Raw genomic sequence first — 17705 nt, forward strand, 5'->3', positions numbered from 1 at the left:
GGGCGGGACCGGATCTCTCCGGTCCCGCCCCCTTCGCCGTCGGCGGGCGCGGCGGTCAGCAGCAGTCCTGGACGACCAGCCCGGCCGGCAGCTCCTCGCCGCCGAACACCGCCACCGTCGCCGGGTCGCCGCCGAGCGCCGCGACCGCGAGCAGCAGCGCCCCCGCCGTCCAGGTGGTGCGCTCCTCGGGCCAGATCGCGTCGTCCTCGAAGACGTACCCGGTCCAGTACGAGCCGTCGTCGTGCCGCAGGTGCTTCTGGATCCAGCGCAGGATGTCCACCGCGCGGTCGGACTCGCCGACCGCCCAGAGCGCCAGGGCCAGCTCGGCGCTCTCGCCGCCGGTGACCCAGGGCCGGTCGCTGACGCAGCGCACGCCGAGGCCCGGGACGACGAAGCGGTCCCAGCCCTCGGCGATCCGCTCCAGCGCGGCCGGACCGCGCAGCGCGGTGCCGAGCACCGGGTAGTACCAGTCCATCGAGTAGCGGTCCTTGTCGAGGAACCGCTCGGGGTGGTGGGCGACGGCGTGCCGCAGCCGGCCGGCCGCGAGCTCCCAGTCGGGCTGCGGCTCCTCCAGGTAGTCGGCGACGGCCAGTCCGCAGCGCAGCGCGTGCAGGATGCTGGACGAGCCGGTGAGCAGGGCCTCGTCGGTGGCCGCGCCGTGCTCGTCGACCCGCCAGGCGATCGGGCCGCCGGGCAGCCGCTGGGCCACGATGAAGTCCAGCGCGCGCCGGACGGTCGGCCACATCCACTCCAGGAAGGCGTCGTCGCCGGTGGAGAGGTGGTGGTGCCAGACGCCGACGGCCACGTAGGCGCAGAAGTTGGTCTCCTTGGCGGCGTTGCTGACCGCGCCGTCGGCGTGCTCCGGCTGCCCGTAGGCGTAGGCCGCGCACCAGGAGCCGTCCGGGTTCTGACGCCCGGCCAGCCAGCGGTAGGCGGCCTCGGCGGCGGCGTGCTCGCCGGCGGTGTCCAGCGCCATCGCCGCCTCGGTGTGGTCCCAGGGGTCGAGGTGGTGGCCGCGGAACCACGGTATGGCGCCGTCGGGCTGCTGCTCGGCGAGGATGCTGCGGACGGTGTCGGCCGCCTGTTCGGCGTCGAGCACCCCGTCGAGCAGCAGGGCCTCCGGGACGGCGGCGGTCACTCCGCCCCGCCCGCGGCCGGGTCCGCCGCGCCGCGCCCCGCCCCGGCCCGGTGGGGCTTGGCGGCGTAGGCGACGAAGCTCTTGCCGATGACGGGGTTGAGCGCCCGTTCGGCGGCCTTGGTGAGGGTGCTGATGACGGGGGTGCCGACGATGTCCCAGACCAGCAGCTGGTGGTACGCCTTGACCGGCAGCGCCTTGTCGTTGTCGACGCCGACCGCGCACTTGATCCACCAGTACGGCGAGTGCAGCGCGTGCGCGTGGTGGGTGCCGTACGGCTCCAGGCCGGCGTCCTTGAGCTTGTCGAGCAGTTCGTCGCCCCGGTAGATCCGGATGTGGCCGCCCTCGACCTCGTGGTACTCGTCGGAGAGCGCCCAGCAGATCTTCTCGGGCAGCCAGCGCGGCACGGTGACGGCGAGCAGGCCGCCGGGCTTGAGGACCCGGAACATCTCGGTGAGCACGCCCTTGTCGTCCGGGATGTGCTCCATCACCTCGGAGATGATGATCTTGTCGAAGTGGTCGTCCTCGAAGGGCAGGGCCAGCGCGTTGCCCTCCATCGCGACCGCGGACGCGCCCTCGGGCGCCTCGCCCGCCTGCTCCATGGCGGCGAACCACTTCCTGACCTCGGCGATCTCCTCGGCGTTCTGGTCGAGGGCGACCACGTTGGCCCCGCGCCGGTAGCACTCGAACGCGTGCCGCCCCCCGCCGCAGCCCAGGTCGAGCACCCGGTCGCCGGGGGCGAGCGGGAAGCGCGAGAAATCAACGGTCAGCACTGCGGACTCCCATTCCTTCGGTACCCAAGGTTCCTGACGCCGAGTCAGAGAAATCGCGGGGCGCGCGGCGCGCGTGCGGGGCGGGCGGGGGCCGCACGCACCACCGGAAGACGGGTGCGTCCGGCCGCCACCCGGCCGGTCGCCGGGGGCGCCGTCAGGCCACGTAGCGCCAGCCCGGCCCGGAGCGGGCCGCGCTCCCGGCGCCGGTGGCGATCGCGGCCCGGTAGCCCTCGACGGTCAGCTCGGCCGCGCGCGCCCAGGTGAACCGGGCGAGCACCCGCTCCCGGCCCGCCGCGCCGAGCCTCGCACGCAGCTCCGGGTCGTCCAGCAGCCGGCCGAGCGCCGACGCGAGCGCGTCCGGGTCGCCCGGGGGCACCGCCAGACAGCTCTCCCCGTCCGGGCCCGCGACCTCGGGGATCGCCCCGCCGGTGGTGGCGACGAGCGGGGTGCCGGTGGCCATCGCCTCGGCGGCCGGCAGTGAGAAGCCCTCGTACAGCGACGGCACGCAGGCCACCTCGGCCGAGCGGTAGAGGTCCACCAGCTCCCGGTCGGTCAGGCCGTGCCGGAACTCGATGTGCCGCTCCAGCCCGAAGGCGCGCACCGCGCGGGCGATCGGCCCGTCCTCCTTCTGCGGCTTGCCGACCACGACCAGGTGCGCGTCCCGTTCGGTGCGCACCTTGGCCAGCGCCCCGACCAGGTGCACCAGACCCTTCAGCGGGACGTCCGCGCTGGAGGTGGTGACGATCCGTCCGGGCACCCGGGCGACCGCGTCGGACGGTGACCAGAGCCGGGTGTCGGCGCCGATCGGCACCACCGAGACGGCGTGCGGCGCGGCACCCAGGTGCTCGACGATCTCGCGCTGGGAGGTGCCGGAGACGGTGATGATGTGGTCCAGCCGGGCGGCGACCCGGCGCTGCATCCGGGTGAAGGCGTACCAGCGGCGCAGCGACAGCCGCTTGAGCCGGCCGGTGGCCGCGTCCAGTTCGACCTGGCGGTCCACGGTGATCGGGTGGTGGATCGTGGTGACCAGCGGGAAGCCGTACCGGCCGAGGCCCAGCAGGCCGTAGCCGAGGGTCTGGTTGTCGTGCACAACGTCGTAGCGGCCGCGGTGGCGGGCCAGGTACTGGCGGGCGCGCAGCGAGAAGGTCAGCGGCTCGGGGAAGCCGCCGGTGCGCATGGTCAGGTACTCCAGGACGTCCACCGGCCCCCGGTACTCCTCGCGGGCCGGGGTGCGGAAGGGGTCGTCGGCGCGGTAGAGGTCCAGGCTGGGCAGCTCGACCAGCCGGACCGAGCCCGGCCCCTCGACCCCGTCCAGGACGGGGTACGGCTGGGCGCCGATCACGTCCACGTGGTGGCCGAGGCGGGCCAGCTCGCGGGAGAGGTGCCGTACGTACACGCCCTGGCCGCCGCAGAACGGGTCGCCGCGGTACGAGAGCAGGGCAATCCGCAGCGGCTGCGCGGTCATCGTCGGCCCTCATCTCTGCTGCTGTCTGTGCTGCCGGTCGGTAAAGTAGATCAGGTTTCAGTGGGTGTGGAGTCCACCGGTGACCATGTGAACAATGAGAGACCTCGAAGATACCGGCCCGTAGCTTCCGCTCAGGATCCAGGGCTGGTGATTCGCGCCACGCCCGGGAGCGTCCTTGCCGTCACCGTCGTCACCGCCCTCACCCCCGTCCCCGCCGTCCCCGTCGGCGCAGCCGCCGCCGGCCCCGGCGGGCTCGCCCGCGCCGCAGGATCCGCCGCTCACCGCCCGGCAGGCGGAGCGGCGGCGGCGCATCCTGCGGACCGCGACCGCGCTGGCGGCGCGCGGCGGGTACGACGCCGTCCAGATGCGGGAGGTCGCGGAGGGCGCGCAGGTGGCCCTGGGCACGCTCTACCGGTACTTCCCGTCCAAGGTGCACCTGCTGGTCGCGGTGATGCTGGAGCAGCTGCGGGGCCTGCAGGAGCAGGTCCGGCGGCACCCGCCGACCGAGCCCGAGCCGGCGCCGAGGGTCGCCGAGACGCTCACCCGGGCGTTCCACGCCCTGCAGCGCGAGCCGTTGCTGGCCGAGGCGATGGTCCGCGCGCTGTCCTTCGCCGACCGCTCGGTGAGTGCCGAGGTGGACCGGGTCTCCGCCGCCACCGGGCAGCTCATCCTGGACGCCATCGGGCAGTCCGGACCGCCGACCGAGGCGCAGCGCGCCGCCGTCCGGGTGATCGAGCACACCTGGCACGCGGCGCTGGTCGCCTGGCTCTCCGGCCGCGCCTCGCTCGCCGAGGTGCGGGCCGACCTGCACACGGCGGCCCGGCTGCTCACGCTGCCCTGAGGCGGCTCCAACTGGAACCTGTTCTCGCCCGGACCGCGTCCGGGCGGCGCGCCCGGCGGCTAGAGTCGACGGGCAGGACAACTCCATCCGCCCCTCCTCCGGGGAAAGCCGGTGAGAATCCGGCGCTGACCCCGCAACCGTGAGCCCGGCGCCCGTCCGCCGGGCGAGTCGGAGTGCCCGGGGAGGGGCGAGCGGCCCCGCGCGCGGCGGACCTCCGCCGGGCAACCGTCGAGGACTACGGAACGGCCCGTCCGGGCCGGCACCCGCGCACCGAAAGGCACACCTCCGATCATGCTGACCGCCGCCCGTCTGGGCGCCGCCGCCCTGACCGCCGCGCTGCTCACCGGCACCGCCGCCGCCCCGGCCCTGGCCGACACCCCCGGAACCGGCACGGCCGGCACCGGTACGGCCCCCGCCGCAGCGGTCCCCGACGGCCTGTACGGCAAGGGCGACCCGACCTACGACGGCGTCTGGCGGCAGTCGCTCGCGCTGACCGCGCTGACCGCCGCCAAGGTGACCCCGGCCGACTCCGCCGTCGCCTGGCTCACCGGCCAGCAGTGCGCGGACGGCGGCTGGCCCTCGTACCGGGCCGACGCCTCGGCCGCCTGCGACGCCGGGACGGAGGACAGCAACGCGACCGCGGTCGCGGTCCAGGCGCTGGTCGCCCTCGGCGGGCACCAGGACGCCGTGGACAAGGGCGTCCAGTGGTTCAAGGCCAACCAGAACGCGGACGGCAGCTGGGCCTACAACCCGGGCAACCCGGGCGACGCCAACTCGACCGGCCTCGCCGTCAACGCGCTGATCGCCGCCGGGATCGACCCGGCGGCCGTCGCCAAGACCGGCCGGAACGCCTTCGACGGGCTCGCCGCCTTCCAGTTGGGCTGCGCCGCCCCCGCCGGGCAGCGCGGCGGCTTCGTCTACCAGCCCTCGCCGGACGGCACCCCGGCCGAGGCCAACGGCCTGGCCGGCGGTCAGGCCTCGCTCGCCGCCGCCGGCGGCAGGCTGCCGGTGGCCAACACCAACCGTACCGACGCCGCTCCCAAGGCCCTGGCCTGCCCGGAGGGCGGCGCCACCGCCGCCACCGCCGTGCCGCGCGCCGACTCCGGCGAGGCGGCGGGCGCGTACCTCACCGCACAGCTCGCGGCGGGCGGCGGGCACCTGACGCTGGCCCTGCCCGGCGCCGCGCCCGCCCCCGACCACGCGGCCACCGCCTGGGCCTCGCTCGGCCTGGTGCAGGGCGGCCACCCGCAGCAGGCCGCGGCCGCCGTCGACTGGCTGGCCAAGGAGGGCGGCACCTGGACGAAGGGCGGCACCGACGCCGCCGCCACCGCCACGCTGGTGCTGGTCGCCCAGGCCGCGCAGCGCGACCCGGCCGCGTTCGGCGGGACCGACCTGGTCAAGCAGCTGACCGCGCTCGGCCCGGCGCCCAAGGCCGCCGGCGCCGCGTCCGCCCCGGCGAACTCGTCCACGCCGGCGAACTCGTCCGCGCCGGCGAAGAAGGACGACGGCGGCAGCCTCAACAAGTACTGGCCGCTCGGCATCGGCCTGCTGATCGGCGTCGGCGGCGGCCTCCTGCTGAGCCTCCAGCGCAAGCGCGGCGCGAAGCTGTGACCCACCCCGGCCGGGCCCCGCGACCGGGCCCGCCGGACGCCGTCGGCCGTGCTGCCGCCGGTGCCACCGTCAGCGTCACCGCCAGTGCCGCCGCCGCCACCGCCGCCCTGGCCGCTGCCGGGGCCGAGGCCCGGCGGCGGGTGGTGCGGGCGGCCGTGCGGTTCGCGGCCGGGGTGATCACCGGGGTGCTGATCCTGCTCGTGCTCGGGGCGGCGCCGGCGGAGGCCGCCGGGTACCGGTACTGGTCGTTCTGGCGGTGGTCCGACGGCGGCTGGGCGTACCAGCAGCAGGGGCCGGCCGTGCACGTCCCGGCGGACGGGGCAGTGGACGGCTGGCGGTTCGCCGTCAGCCCGGACGGCGGACGGGAGGCCGCCCGGCCCGCCGCGGCCGGGGGCTTCGACGCGATCTGCGCCGGGACGCCGGCCGAGGGCGGGCGCAAGCGGGTGGCCGTGGTCCTGGACTTCGGTCTCGCCGCCGACGCGCCCGGCGGCGAGACCCCGCCGGCCCCGCGCACCGCGTGCGCGGTCGTCGCGCCGCGCGCCGGCTCCGCGGAGGTGCTGGCCACCGTCGCCCCGCCGCTGCGGTACGACGGGAACGGCCTGCTCTGCGCCATCGCCGGGTTCCCGCGCGCCGGGTGTGCCGACCAGCTCGGCGCGGCGGGCGCAGTCGGCACGGCCGGCGCGGCCGGCGACGGTGAGCGCCCCGCGGAGAGCGCGAGCGCTGCCCGGACCTCCCCGAGCGGGCCCGTCCTCGGGGTGGGCGCCGGGCTCGCGCTGGTCGTCGCGCTCGGCGCGGGCGCCGGCTGGCAGGTGCGCCGCCGCCGATGAGGACCACGCCGCCCGAATCCGTTCCCTGCTCGCCGAGCCCGAATATGACGACCGGTCTACAGATTCGCTGCTCTGTAGACCGGTCTACATATTCCGCCTCTACCGACCGATCTACATAAAACCCACCGCCCGGCGCAGGAAGTCGGCGGGTCCGACTTCCCACTCCGCACCGACCGCCCGCCTCGCCCGGACGACACGACACCCACCCCTGGACCCCACCGTGCCCACACCCCGCGCCGCCCGCCGCCGGCCCCCCGCCGGCCCCCGCCACCTCCACCCCGGGGCCTGGTGGCTGTGGGCGCTCGGCCTGGGCGCGGCCGCCACCCGCACCACCAACCCGCTGGTCCTGCTCCTGCTCGCCGCCGTCGCCGGCTACGTCGTCGCCGCCCGGCGCGGCGACGCTCCCTGGTCCCGCTCCTACGGCGCGTTCCTCCGCCTCGGCCTCCTCGTCCTCGGCATCCGCCTGGTCTTCGCCGTCCTCCTCGGCTCGCCGGTCCCGGGCACCCACGTCCTGTTCACCCTCCCCGAAGTCCCGCTCCCCGCCTGGGCACAGGGCGTGCGGATCGGCGGACGGGTCACCGCCGAGGGCCTGCTCGCCGCGCTCTACGACGGGCTGCGGCTGGCCACCCTGCTGGTCTGCGTCGGCGCGGCGAACGCCCTCGCCAGCCCGGCCCGCCTGCTGCGCACCCTCCCCGGCGCGCTCTACGAGGCGGGCGTCGCCGTCGTGGTCGCGATGACCTTCGCCCCGAACCTGGTCGCCGACGTGCAGCGGCTGCGCGCCGCCCGCCGGCTGCGCGGACGCACCGACCGCGGCGTCGCCGCCGTGCTCAGCGTCGGGCTGCCCGTCCTGGAGGGCGCGCTGGAGCGCTCGGTGGCACTCGCGGCCGCGATGGACACCCGCGGCTTCGGGCGCACCGCCGCGGTCCCGCGCCGACTCGCCGTGCTCACCGCCGCCCTCACCCTGGCCGGCCTGCTCGGCATCTGCCTGGCCGCGTACGGGCTGCTGACGGCGGGCGGCAGCGGATGGGCGGTGCCGGTGCTGGTGATCGGCCTGGCCGCCGCCTTCGCCGGGCTCGTGCTCGGCGGCCGGCGCTCCGTCCGGACGCGCTACCGGCCCGACCCCTGGGCGCTGCCCGAGTGGCTCACCGCCGGGTCGGGGATCGCGGTCGCCGCGTCGACGACCTGGCTCGCCGCGCTCGACCCGGCGGCGTTCGCCCCCACCGTCGTCCCGCCGACCGCCCCCGTCCTCCCGGTCGCCGCCGCCGCGGCCGCCCTGCTCGGTCTGGTCCCCGCCTTCGCGGCCCCGCCCCCGCCGTCCACCACCGCGGACCCCCACCCCTCGCCCGCCCCGACCGACCGGGCCACCCGGACCTCACCGGCCACCCCGACCGACCCGACCACCCCGCCCGCCCCGACCGAGCCCCGGAGGACCTCGTGATCACCTTCGAACAGGTCGGCGTCCAGTACGCCGACGCCGCGGCCCCCGCGCTCAGCGGCGTCGACCTGACGATCCCCGAGGGCGAACTCTGCCTGCTCGTCGGCCCGTCGGGCTCCGGCAAGTCCACCCTGCTGGGCACGGTGAGCGGCCTCGTCCCGCACTTCACCGGCGGCGTGCTGCACGGCCGGGTCACCGTCGGCGGGCGCGACACCCGCGAACACCGCCCGCGCGACCTCGCCGACCTGGTCGGCACGGTCGGCCAGGACCCGCGCGCGCACTTCGTCACCGACACCGTCGAGGACGAACTCGCCTACGGCATGGAGTCGTTGGGCCTGCCCCCGGACGTGATGCGGCGCCGCGTCGAGGAGACCCTCGACCTGCTCGGCCTGGCCGACCTGCGCCGCCGCGCGCTCACCTCGCTCTCCGGCGGCCAGCAGCAGCGGGTCGCGATCGGCTCGGTGCTCACCGTCCACCCGCGCGTGCTGGTGCTGGACGAGCCCACCTCCGCGCTGGACCCGGGCGCCGCCGAGGAGGTGCTGGCCGTGCTCCAGCGGCTGGTCCACGACCTCGGCACCACCGTGCTGATGGCGGAGCACCGGCTGGAGCGGGTGGTCCAGTACGCCGACCAGGTCCTGCTGCTGACCCCCGGCGCGCCGCCCGTCCTCGGCGAGCCGGCCGAGGTGATGGCCCACTCACCGGTGCACCCGCCGGTGGTCGGGCTCGGCCGACTGGCCGGCTGGCGCCCGCTGCCGCTCACCGTCCGCGACGCCCGCCGCCGGGCCGCCGGGCTGCGCACCCGGCTGGACGGCCACCGTCCGCCCGCCCCGGCCCCCCACCGCCCACCGCCCGGCACCCCGCTCGCCACCGCCTCCCGTCTGGTGGTCCACCGCGGCCCCGTCCCCGCCCTGCGCGGGGTCGACCTCACCCTCCACCCGGGCGAGGTCACCGCCCTCATGGGCCGCAACGGCGCCGGCAAGTCCACCCTGCTCGGCGCCCTGGTCGGCCTGCACGCGCCCGCCGCCGGCTCGGTCACCGTCGGCGGCCGCACCCCGCACCGCACCCGGCCCGCCGAACTGATCCGCCAGGTCGGGCTCGTCCCGCAGGACCCGCGCGACCTGCTCTACGGGGAGAGCGTCACCGCCGAGTGCGCCTCCGCCGACCGCGACGCGGGCGCCGCGCCCGGCACCTGCCGCGCCCTGGTCGAACGGCTGCTGCCCGGCCTCGCCGACACCGCCCACCCGCGCGATCTCTCCGAGGGCCAGCGCCTCACCCTCGCCCTGGCGGTGGTGCTCACCGCCCGCCCCCCGCTGATCCTGCTCGACGAGCCCACCCGGGGCCTCGACTACGCGGCCAAGGCCCGGCTGGTGGAGATCCTGCGCGACCTCGCCGCCGAGGGCCACGCCGTCCTGCTGGCCACCCACGACGTCGAGCTGGCGGCCGAACTCTCCCACCGCACGGCCGTCCTGGCCGACGGCGAGATCGTCGCGGACGGGCCGACGCCCGAGGTGGTGCTCGGCTCCCCGGCCTTCGCCCCGCAGGTCGCCAAGATCCTGGCGCCGGGCCCCTGGCTCACCGTCCACCAGGTCGCCGACGCCCTCGCGGAGGCCGCCGAGTGAACCCGCCCCACGCCCCGCTGGCCTGTCCCGTCCCGCTCGGCCGCCGCTCGGTCCTCGCCCTCGCCCTGGTCTCCCTGGTCGGTGTGGCGGGCTTCGGCTGGCCGCTGCTCGCCGCCACGGACTCCGCCCTGGTGGGCCACTCCGCCGACGCCCCCTGGCTGTTCGCCCTGCTCCTCCCGCTCCTGCTCGCCGTCCTCGTCGCCCAGATCTCCGAGGGCCGCGCGGCGGGCGGCGGCGCGCCCGGTCTGGACGCCAAGTCGGTGGCCCTGCTCGGTGTGCTGGCCGCCGCCGGCGCCGCCCTGCGGCCGCTCGGCGCGGGCACCGCCGGGCTGGAGCCGATGTTCTTCCTGATGGTGCTGGCCGGCCGGGTGCTCGGACCGGGCTTCGGCTTCGTGCTCGGCGCGCTGTCGATGTTCGCCTCCGCGCTGCTGACCGGCGGCGTCGGGCCCTGGCTGCCGTTCCAGATGCTCGCCATGGGCTGGGTGAGCTTCGGCGCCGGCCTCCTCCCCGGCCCGGCCCGCCTGCGCGGCCGCCGTGAACTCCTCCTCCTCGCCGGCTACGGAGCGGTGGCCTCCCTCCTCTACGGCGTGATCATGAACCTCCAGGGCTGGCCCTACATCGCGGGCCTCGCGAGCTCGATCTCCTTCGTCCCGGGCGACCCGCTCCCCGACAACCTGGTCCGCTTCGCCGCCTACTGCCTCACCACCTCGCTGGGCTGGGACCTCCCGCGCGCCGCCCTCACCGTCGTCCTCTGCCTCACCCTCGGCACCCCAGTCCTGCGCGCCCTGCGCCGCGCCACCCGCCGCGCCGCCTTCGCCGCCCCGGTCGCCTTCCGCCCGCCGACTCACCCGGCCGGCAGCACCCCGCCGTCCGAAGGGGTGAACCACACCGCCCGGCCGTGACGGGCGGCCCCGGGCGGTCCTGCCGTGCACGAGGATGCTCGACCGCAGCCCCGAGGAAGTGGAGTCGAGCCCATGCACCCCCTCAAGCGACGCCTCGCCCGCACGGCCACCGTCGCCACCACGGCGCTGGCCCTCGCCGGCGCCTTCGCCCAACCCGCCGCCGCCGTCACCTTCATCGGCCGGGACGTGCCGACCACCGTCACGATCGCCCCGGGCGAGAGCGCCGCCGTCCCGTGGACGTACCAGAACACCGGCGGCGCGGGCAGCCTCCCCGCCTCCGGCATGACCGCCGTCTTCACCGCCCCGGGCAGCACCACCTTCGCCCCGCAGAGCACCGTGCCCACGCAGTACAGCGGCGACGGCTCGGCCTGGGGCGCCAACAACGTCGGCCTGCGCAACTGCGCCCTCAGCAACGGGAACCGGACCCTCACCTGCGAGGGCTACGGCCGCAACGGGGGCAACAGCGGCTGGCCGGCCAAGGGCTACTTCCGCTTCTCCCCGCAGGTCACCGTGGACGCCGGCGCGCCCGCCGACACCGTCCTCCCGCGCGGCAACGGCAGCTTCCGGTACACCAACCCGGGCAGCGCCACCGAGTACACGATCACCGACGGCACGCTCACCGTCGCCACCCCGCCCCGCCCGCCGTCCGGCATGTGTCTGGACGTCGGCAACACCCGGGTCAACGCGGACAACGTCCGCATCTGGCAGTGCCTGGACCACACCAACCAGCGCTTCGTCATCGACGACGGCCGGATCAAGGTCGCCGACACCGTCGGCACCTCAGGTCCCGAGATGTGCCTCGACGCCGACAACACCGGTACCAACGGCGACAACGTCCGCATCTGGGCCTGCGAGTACACCCAGGCGGCCGACGCCAACCAGGCCTGGCTGCTGCGCCGGGGCTTGGTGGTCCTGGAGTCGACGGTCGGCTCCGCCCGGGAGATGTGCCTGGACGTCGGCGGTACGCGCGACAACGGAGACAACGTCTTCCTGTACGCGTGCGGCGCCGCCAACCCGAACCAGCGGTTCCTGGTCGAGAACGGCTACTTCAAGGTCCGCGACACCGTCTGATCTCCTGCGCAACCGGCGCACAACTCCCCTGCCCCGGCGACGGGACGGCCGCACATGCCGTCCCGCCCCGGGCACTCATGACGCCTCGGGCGCGGCACCGCCACCGCGCCCTTGCTCCACGGAACAGGCGGCACTTTCGTCAAGCGCCCGCCGAGGACGGCCGCGACGCTGTGGGTCACCTTCCCCGGCAGCGGCGCGGCCAGGATGCCCAGCAGCGCGTCCGCCGACCAGCCGCCCGCCAACAGGCCCTCCACCCGCGCCGCCTGGTCCACCAGGGGCTTGCCCGCCAAGGCCAACTTGGGGTCGCGCCAACCGAGTTCGAGCAGCAGGCCCAGCCCCTCCGTCATGCGAGGCGCTGCCTTCGCCGGAAGGACGGAAGGTTCCTTGCGCCCCACCGTCTTTACCCTCAAGGAGGGGCTTCCCGCCTTCCCGACGCCGGGCGCCCCGGCGGCCGGAGATGCGGGAAGCGGCGGCAGCGTGTGAACCGCCTTGTCCGTCCTCGGCATCTCGTATACAGCGACCGCCGTCCTGACCCGGCCCGTCAGGGGGTCGCGCACGGTCCGCCGCACGTAGTGCCCGGCCGCCTCCAGCTCCCGCAGCGCGCGGGCGACCGTCGCACGCCCCTCAACACTCTTTGCCGCCAAGGTCCGTACGTCCTCGCGGGCTCCGTCCGGCAGGCTGAGCAGATAGCCCAGCAGTCCTCGGGCAGCCCACGACAGCGCGTGCTTGCGCACGACATGCCGGTTGTCCAGGATCGTGTACCCGGGCGCGTGGTCGGGGATACGATGAATTCGCATCGTGGAGTCCTTTGCTCCTGGTGCCAATCCCCGGGGTGTTGGCGCACCGCCGGGGCTTTTCATGCCGCCATCACGGTAAGCACGGCCGCCGACCCCCCGGCCCTGAATCAGCCGATCTCCCCGCCGGATCACCCGTATTGGGGGCGCGCAGGCGCACACCCCAGCGCGACACACAGCGGCGCACCCCGGTCCGACCCGAGGCCGGCCGCCCTGGTCACGGAGTAGCGGGGCCCCGGCGGCAGGCACGTTCAACCCGCATCAGACGACGCCGAACTCGCCCGCCTGAACGGCACCGACGAACGCCCCCCACGCGCCGGAAGAGAAGACCAACGCTGTACCCACGGGGTCCTTGGAGTCACGGACGGGGACGACACCGGGCAGACCGTCCGCCACCTCGATGCACTCGCCGCCGTTGCTGCTGTGTGAGCTCTTCCGCCAGGTGACGCCACTCGGATCGTCCATGCTCAAAGCCCTTCCGCACGTCGCTGATGAACTCAGTACCAGCGAGACCCCACCACCCAGGTCAAGGGGTAGCGGGGCCTCGCTGGCCAGCGCGTCCAACACGCCGCATCAGACGACGCCGAACTCGCCTTCCCGAAGAGCGCCAACGAACGCGCACCACGCGTCAGCCGGGAAGATCAGCGCGGGACCGGACGGGTCCTTAGAGTCGCGGACCGGGACGGCACCGGGAACGTCGGCCGCCACTTCTACGCAGGAACCGCCGTTACTGCTGTATGAGCTCTTCCGCCAGGTGACGCCACTCGGATCGTCCATGCTCAAAGCCCTTCCGCGCGTCGCTGATGAACTCAATACCAGCGAGACCCCACCACCCCGGTCAAGGGGTAGCGGGGCCTCGGTCGCCGGCCCGTTCAACACGCCGCATCACACGGTGCCGAACTCGCCCGCCCGAACGGCACCGACGAACGCGCGCCACGCGTCAGTCGGGAAGACCAACACGGGGCCGGACGGGTCCTTGGAGTCACGGACTGGCACGGCACCCGGGATGCTGTCCGACACCTCGACACACTGTCCCGCCTGGGCAGTGTATGAACTCTTCCGCCAAGTGACGCCACTCAGATCGTCCATGCTCAAAGCCCTTCCGCACGTCTCCGATGAACTCAATACCAGCGAGGCCCCACCACCCAGGTCAAGGGGCAGCGGGGCCTCGGCGGCTGGCGCGTTCAACGCGCCGCATCAGACGGTGCCGAACTCGCCTGCCTGAACGGCACCGACGAACGCCCGCCACGCGTCGGCCGGGAAGATCAGCGCCGGACCGGACGGGTCCTTAGAGTCGCGGACCGGGACGGCACCGGGAAGGCTGGCCGACACCTCAACGCACTGTCCTGCCTGGGCACTGTGACTGCTCTTGAACCACGCAGCATCGCGTAGATCATCCATGTTCAAAGCCTCTCCGCACGTCTCGAATGAACTCCTGGCTCGCCGCTCGGGACAGCGCCTCCGCCTGAAGGTGATCGTACTCACTGCTCCACTCCGCCAACGTCACGGGATCACGTTCGAGGAAGCCCCGCCGTTCCGTCTCGCCATAACCAACAATGGCCCTGTTTGGCATGGTCAGCAACGAAATTGGGTGGGCGAACGGGCGGTTTTCCGCCGCTGAGAACGGGCTCACCTGGATGAGGATGCGAGGCCGGGAGGCAAGGGTCTCAAGGTACCGGAGTTGCGCAGCCATGACGTTCCGGCCACCGATCGGCCGACGCAACGCCCCCTCGTCTACGACCACCTGTACGAGCGGTGCCGGGTCTTGAGCAAGGACCTGCTGCCTTCGGAAGAGCAGCTCGGTTCGTTCGTCGGCCTGTTGCTGCGTCGCCACACCTCGAAGCACGGGCGCCGCTTGATAGGCGCCGACGTACGCGGACGTCTGGAACAGGCTCGGCACGATGTTGATCTCGAAGAGCCTCAAGCTGACGGCCTTCGATTCGCTGTGAACATACTCCTCGAAGCCTTCGAAGAGGGCGTGATTGCCGAAGGAAGCGGTCAACTCCCTTAAGAACTGCTCGCCACTACCAAACGCCTTGTCAAGCGCAGTTGCAATCTGGCGACTTGGTTTCCTTCGGCCGATTTCAAGGGCGGAGATGTGCGACGACGTACAGCCAACCAACGACGCAAGGTACTCCTGCGTCCAACCCCTTTGCTCCCGGGACGTGCGAAGTAGCACTCCGAACTTGGCGGTTAGGGAGGACTCGGGGTCAAGGTCCCTCTTGTTCACGGCGGTTCGTCCTACCAATCAAACGGACGGAGACGGGTTGAACAGTTGCTGATCCTAGGCCACAGTGAAGCCGCTCGGTAGCGAAACGACTACGGAAGGGAGTCGCCATGCGGCGCGCGAGGGAGCCGGCCAGACCGGACTATCACCCGCATCGGGGCGAGCTGGTCCACGATCGCCTCTACAACCGAACCGGTCGCTACATGGGCACCGTCGGCGGACAGGCATACCTGCGTCCCCCGGAGGGCGGCTGCGAGTGGGCGACTTACCACAGCGAGATCGAACCGGTGGGCGCCGAGCCCAGAGTCCATAGCAGCTAGCCCCCCAAGACTCCCGCCCCGCACTGCCCCCAACACCCGGCGCGAGGGCGGGCACCAACCCCCAACGAACCCCCTGAAAGGGCGGCGTTGGGGATGCGCCCGGCAGTCACCTTCCGACGTGACGCACCACGCCGGGTGGTGGCTCCGCCTGCTCCGGTCCCGTGAGGCAGGCGGAGCCCACAAACCCCGCCCCGTGTTCATCCACCCTCCCCGACACGGGGCGGGGCACCCCACACCTCCCCCCTCCCCGGAGCCCCGTCATGGCACATTCCGTTCGCCTCGATGCCGACGTCCTGGTCCTCAACTCAACAGGCACATCCATCCTCCTGATCCACCCGACCTACCGTCCCGACTGGGTCCTGCCCGGCGGCGGGATCCGCCCCGGCGAGTCCGTGGCCGTTGCCGCGAGACGTGAACTGCGCGAAAAGCTGGGGCTGAACAGGCTGATCACCCACGGCCTGACCGTCGACCAGGTTCCGGCCGACCCCGACACGGGAACCCCCAAGAACCTGACCGTCGTGTGCGACGGCGGGACCGTGGGCATCGGAACCGCGCTGGCACCGCCGATCGAGTCCGCGCGGGAGATTCGCGCCGTGGAATGGGTACCGCTGGACACCCTGTCCGACCACTGCGAGCCGTTCATGCAGCGCCGGATCCGGGTCGCCGTGGCCGCGGTCATGCACGGCACCCGGATCCCCCTCCTCTACCGGGGCGAGCCGGCGACCCCCGCCGCATGACGTGCGGCACTCCGAACCGATCGCCCCGCTCCCCTACGCCCACATCGAAAGCACCCTCTGGACAAGGGACTTCGACTCCCGCACCAGCGACTGCCAGTGCCCTTGGCGGACCCACCACGGATGCGTCGACGACCTCCCCCTCCCGCCCCGCCTCGGCCTGTACATCCACCCTGACGGACGGCGCGGCAGCTTCGTCCGACGCTGGCGCCGACACGACCCGGACACGCTGGCCATCGTCCAGACGGCCGTGGTGTTCCAGCACCACAACGCCGACGGCTCGGTCGTCGAGTGGTCGTTGAAGTGCGCGCGGTTGGGGCCTGCCGCATAGTCCCACCGATCCCGATTGGACCCCGCGTTGTCCTTCCTCTCCGGCCCCGGCCGACTCACCATGCCCTGGTCCGCCGAGTACTTCTTCCGGGGGCAGCCCGGGCTCCCCGGCACCTCCGACCTCTCCGGCCTCGGACTTCCCGACGTACGCGGATGGACGACCGCCGAGGCCTTCCCCCGACTCGCCGTGCAGGTGCTGACGGTCGCCGCGCGCCGATGGTGGTCGCCCGACGTGCCACCTGCGGTGATGGACCTCGGGGAGGCCCTGCTCCTCGGTGCACAGCAGGTGGCCGAGCGCGAGGGGCAGTGGCACTACGAACCGTCCGACCGGCAGGACTGGGCGGAGGTGACCGTGACCTACCACCCGGTCGGCGAACCCCCGCCGGAGCGCAGACAACCGCTGCCCCACTGACCCGGGCACACGAGGGCCGGCCACGCCCGGACCGCCACGGTACGGGCTTGCACAACCCGCCGCTTCAGCCACAGGGGCGGCCCTTTGAACAAGGAAGACACTGTGCGAACCACCATGGACCCGCGGACCGACCCGGACGAGAGCCCGGACGACGGCAAGGGCGGCAACCCCCTGCCCGGCGACTCCGACGACGGACGGAGGTACGGGACCTGACTCACTAACCTTGAAAGACTGCCCCCGCCGGACCTCCGGTCTCGACAACCAGACGGTCCGGCAGCCCGCCTGATGGGACCTCAGACAGTGACGCACTGGCACGCGTACGGGTGGAACGGCCGCGATCGGGCCGAGAGCAAGTCACGTGACGACGAGCTGCCCCCGATGGAAGTCAAGTACTGGCTCCGCAAGTCACCCCGCCTGATCCGGGCAACACTCAAGACCGTGGACGAGGCCGTCGACTGGATGGCCGGCGAGCTGGCGCAGCACCCCTACCCGGAGTCGTACGGCAGCAGCGACGACGCGCGCCTCCAGTACGTCCGTGACACGCTCTCCCTGACCGCCGGGAACGACGTCGTCTGGGGCTGGTACCCCAACGCGTCGCAGTACATCTCCCGCGCACTCATCGCATGCCCCCGAACGGCTGACGGAATCCCCTGCCCGCAGGGCCTCTAGCCCCGCAGCCAGGTTCTGTCCGCGCGATCACGAGCGGAGCCGGATGGCCAGTGCGGCGACAGTGACCGTGCCGAGGAAGATGTACACGCGCTTGGTGCAGTCGGCGCATTGTCCCGGCGCGATGACCAGGGACGACGTCCGGCAGCGGCCCTCCGCGCCCGGGTGGGACTTGGTGGTGCGACCGCCTCGGGACCGTCCGAGGGCCTCGCCGGGCGGCCGGCGAGCCGGGGCTCGGCCCGTGGGTGATGCTCGGCAAGACCTTCGGGGGGCCGACCGACCGGACGACCGGACGGTGCTGGTCCGGCCGGAACTGGTCGAGCTCGCCTTCGACGGCCTCCAGCACAGCCCCCGCTGCCCCGCAGGGCCGGCCCTGCGGGGCAGCCTCCGTTACCCCGCCGGGCAGCCCCCGCTACCCCGCCGGTCAGGCCCTGCGGTTCGCCCGGGTGGTGCGCTACCGGCCGGACAAGAGCGTCGCCGAGCTCGAAACGGTGTTCTCCATACGGGAGTTGGTCTCCGTAGAAGGCTTGTGAGGCCGTCCGC

At 73.8% G+C, this 17705-nt stretch carries 20 protein-coding genes and 1 riboswitch; of the genes, 11 read left to right on the top strand and 9 right to left on the bottom strand.

What is annotated here, in order from left to right; genetic code table 11:
- Positions 1–55: 55 nt before the first annotated feature.
- The 3 genes from ACFC0B_RS36100 to ACFC0B_RS36110 all read right to left on the bottom strand — a co-directional run bounded on the left by ACFC0B_RS36100 (position 56) and on the right by ACFC0B_RS36110 (position 3373).
- A complete protein-coding gene (locus tag ACFC0B_RS36100) occupies positions 56–1138 on the bottom strand; it encodes a prenyltransferase (RefSeq protein WP_376096050.1) in 1083 nt (360 codons plus the stop codon).
- Positions 1135–1908 carry a class I SAM-dependent methyltransferase gene (locus ACFC0B_RS36105; RefSeq protein ID WP_376096053.1) on the bottom strand — a complete coding sequence of 258 codons (774 nt, stop codon included), beginning with the start codon at positions 1906–1908 and terminating at the stop codon, positions 1135–1137. Before ACFC0B_RS36105 ends, ACFC0B_RS36100 begins: the two co-directional genes overlap by 4 nt.
- A gap of 154 nt (positions 1909–2062) precedes the next feature.
- A complete protein-coding gene (locus ACFC0B_RS36110) occupies positions 2063–3373 on the bottom strand; it encodes a glycosyltransferase family 4 protein (protein ID WP_376096056.1) in 1311 nt (436 codons plus the stop codon).
- A 175-nt stretch (positions 3374–3548) separates the two neighbouring features.
- Between ACFC0B_RS36110 and ACFC0B_RS36115 the strand changes: the two genes are divergently transcribed.
- The 7 genes from ACFC0B_RS36115 to ACFC0B_RS36145 all read left to right on the top strand — a co-directional run bounded on the left by ACFC0B_RS36115 (position 3549) and on the right by ACFC0B_RS36145 (position 11679).
- A complete protein-coding gene (locus ACFC0B_RS36115; RefSeq protein ID WP_376096059.1) occupies positions 3549–4214 on the top strand; it encodes a TetR family transcriptional regulator in 666 nt (221 codons plus the stop codon).
- A 107-nt stretch (positions 4215–4321) separates the two neighbouring features.
- A riboswitch (cobalamin riboswitch) is annotated at positions 4322–4387 on the top strand.
- A gap of 118 nt (positions 4388–4505) precedes the next feature.
- Positions 4506–5825: a hypothetical protein gene (locus ACFC0B_RS36120; RefSeq protein ID WP_376096062.1), complete on the top strand. Its 1320-nt coding sequence runs from the start codon at positions 4506–4508 to the stop codon at positions 5823–5825.
- Positions 5822–6652 carry an SCO2322 family protein gene (locus ACFC0B_RS36125; protein ID WP_376096065.1) on the top strand — a complete coding sequence of 277 codons (831 nt, stop codon included), beginning with the start codon at positions 5822–5824 and terminating at the stop codon, positions 6650–6652. Before ACFC0B_RS36120 ends, ACFC0B_RS36125 begins: the two co-directional genes overlap by 4 nt.
- Before the next feature lie 220 nt (positions 6653–6872).
- Positions 6873–8090, top strand: a complete 1218-nt coding sequence (locus tag ACFC0B_RS36130; protein ID WP_376096068.1) for a CbiQ family ECF transporter T component — start codon at positions 6873–6875, stop codon at positions 8088–8090.
- The gene (locus ACFC0B_RS36135; protein WP_376096071.1) at positions 8087–9706 is read left to right on the top strand and encodes an ABC transporter ATP-binding protein; all 1620 of its coding nucleotides are present in this window, start codon (positions 8087–8089) and stop codon (positions 9704–9706) included. The genes ACFC0B_RS36130 and ACFC0B_RS36135 overlap by 4 nt, the downstream gene beginning before the upstream one ends.
- Positions 9703–10608, top strand: a complete 906-nt coding sequence (locus tag ACFC0B_RS36140; RefSeq protein WP_376096074.1) for an ECF transporter S component — start codon at positions 9703–9705, stop codon at positions 10606–10608. Before ACFC0B_RS36135 ends, ACFC0B_RS36140 begins: the two co-directional genes overlap by 4 nt.
- A gap of 72 nt (positions 10609–10680) precedes the next feature.
- A complete protein-coding gene (locus ACFC0B_RS36145) occupies positions 10681–11679 on the top strand; it encodes an RICIN domain-containing protein (protein ID WP_376096077.1) in 999 nt (332 codons plus the stop codon).
- Here ACFC0B_RS36145 and ACFC0B_RS36150 read toward each other — a convergent pair.
- The 6 genes from ACFC0B_RS36150 to ACFC0B_RS36175 all read right to left on the bottom strand — a co-directional run bounded on the left by ACFC0B_RS36150 (position 11652) and on the right by ACFC0B_RS36175 (position 14703).
- On the bottom strand, positions 11652–12476 hold the full coding sequence (locus ACFC0B_RS36150) for a helix-turn-helix domain-containing protein (protein ID WP_376096080.1): 825 nt from the start codon (positions 12474–12476) through the stop codon (positions 11652–11654). The two genes, ACFC0B_RS36145 and ACFC0B_RS36150, sit on opposite strands and share 28 nt — an antisense overlap.
- A gap of 258 nt (positions 12477–12734) precedes the next feature.
- Entirely contained in the window at positions 12735–12938 is a 204-nt protein-coding gene (locus ACFC0B_RS36155; RefSeq protein WP_376096083.1) for a DUF397 domain-containing protein, read from the bottom strand.
- Positions 12939–13046: 108 nt separating this feature from the next.
- Positions 13047–13250, bottom strand: coding sequence for a DUF397 domain-containing protein (locus ACFC0B_RS36160; protein ID WP_376096086.1), 204 nt, complete (start codon positions 13248–13250; stop codon positions 13047–13049).
- Between the two features lie 108 nt (positions 13251–13358).
- Positions 13359–13562, bottom strand: a complete 204-nt coding sequence (locus ACFC0B_RS36165) for a DUF397 domain-containing protein (protein ID WP_376096089.1) — start codon at positions 13560–13562, stop codon at positions 13359–13361.
- A gap of 108 nt (positions 13563–13670) precedes the next feature.
- Positions 13671–13874 carry a DUF397 domain-containing protein gene (locus tag ACFC0B_RS36170; RefSeq protein ID WP_376096092.1) on the bottom strand — a complete coding sequence of 68 codons (204 nt, stop codon included), beginning with the start codon at positions 13872–13874 and terminating at the stop codon, positions 13671–13673.
- A complete protein-coding gene (locus ACFC0B_RS36175) occupies positions 13867–14703 on the bottom strand; it encodes a Scr1 family TA system antitoxin-like transcriptional regulator (protein ID WP_376096095.1) in 837 nt (278 codons plus the stop codon). The genes ACFC0B_RS36170 and ACFC0B_RS36175 overlap by 8 nt, the downstream gene beginning before the upstream one ends.
- A 577-nt stretch (positions 14704–15280) precedes the next feature.
- Between ACFC0B_RS36175 and ACFC0B_RS36180 the strand changes: the two genes are divergently transcribed.
- The 4 genes from ACFC0B_RS36180 (at position 15281) to ACFC0B_RS36195 (ending at position 17165) form a co-directional block, all read left to right on the top strand.
- The gene (locus ACFC0B_RS36180) at positions 15281–15757 is read left to right on the top strand and encodes an NUDIX domain-containing protein (protein WP_376096098.1); all 477 of its coding nucleotides are present in this window, start codon (positions 15281–15283) and stop codon (positions 15755–15757) included.
- A 1-nt stretch (position 15758) separates the two neighbouring features.
- The gene (locus ACFC0B_RS36185; protein ID WP_376096101.1) at positions 15759–16085 is read left to right on the top strand and encodes a hypothetical protein; all 327 of its coding nucleotides are present in this window, start codon (positions 15759–15761) and stop codon (positions 16083–16085) included.
- A gap of 15 nt (positions 16086–16100) precedes the next feature.
- Positions 16101–16496, top strand: coding sequence for a hypothetical protein (locus ACFC0B_RS36190; RefSeq protein WP_376096104.1), 396 nt, complete (start codon positions 16101–16103; stop codon positions 16494–16496).
- Positions 16497–16796: 300 nt separating this feature from the next.
- Positions 16797–17165: a hypothetical protein gene (locus ACFC0B_RS36195; protein WP_376096107.1), complete on the top strand. Its 369-nt coding sequence runs from the start codon at positions 16797–16799 to the stop codon at positions 17163–17165.
- Positions 17166–17705: the final 540 nt, after the last annotated feature.

Origin of the sequence: Kitasatospora sp. NPDC056184, assembly GCF_042268405.1 — a bacterium.
GTDB lineage: Bacteria > Actinomycetota > Actinomycetes > Streptomycetales > Streptomycetaceae > Kitasatospora.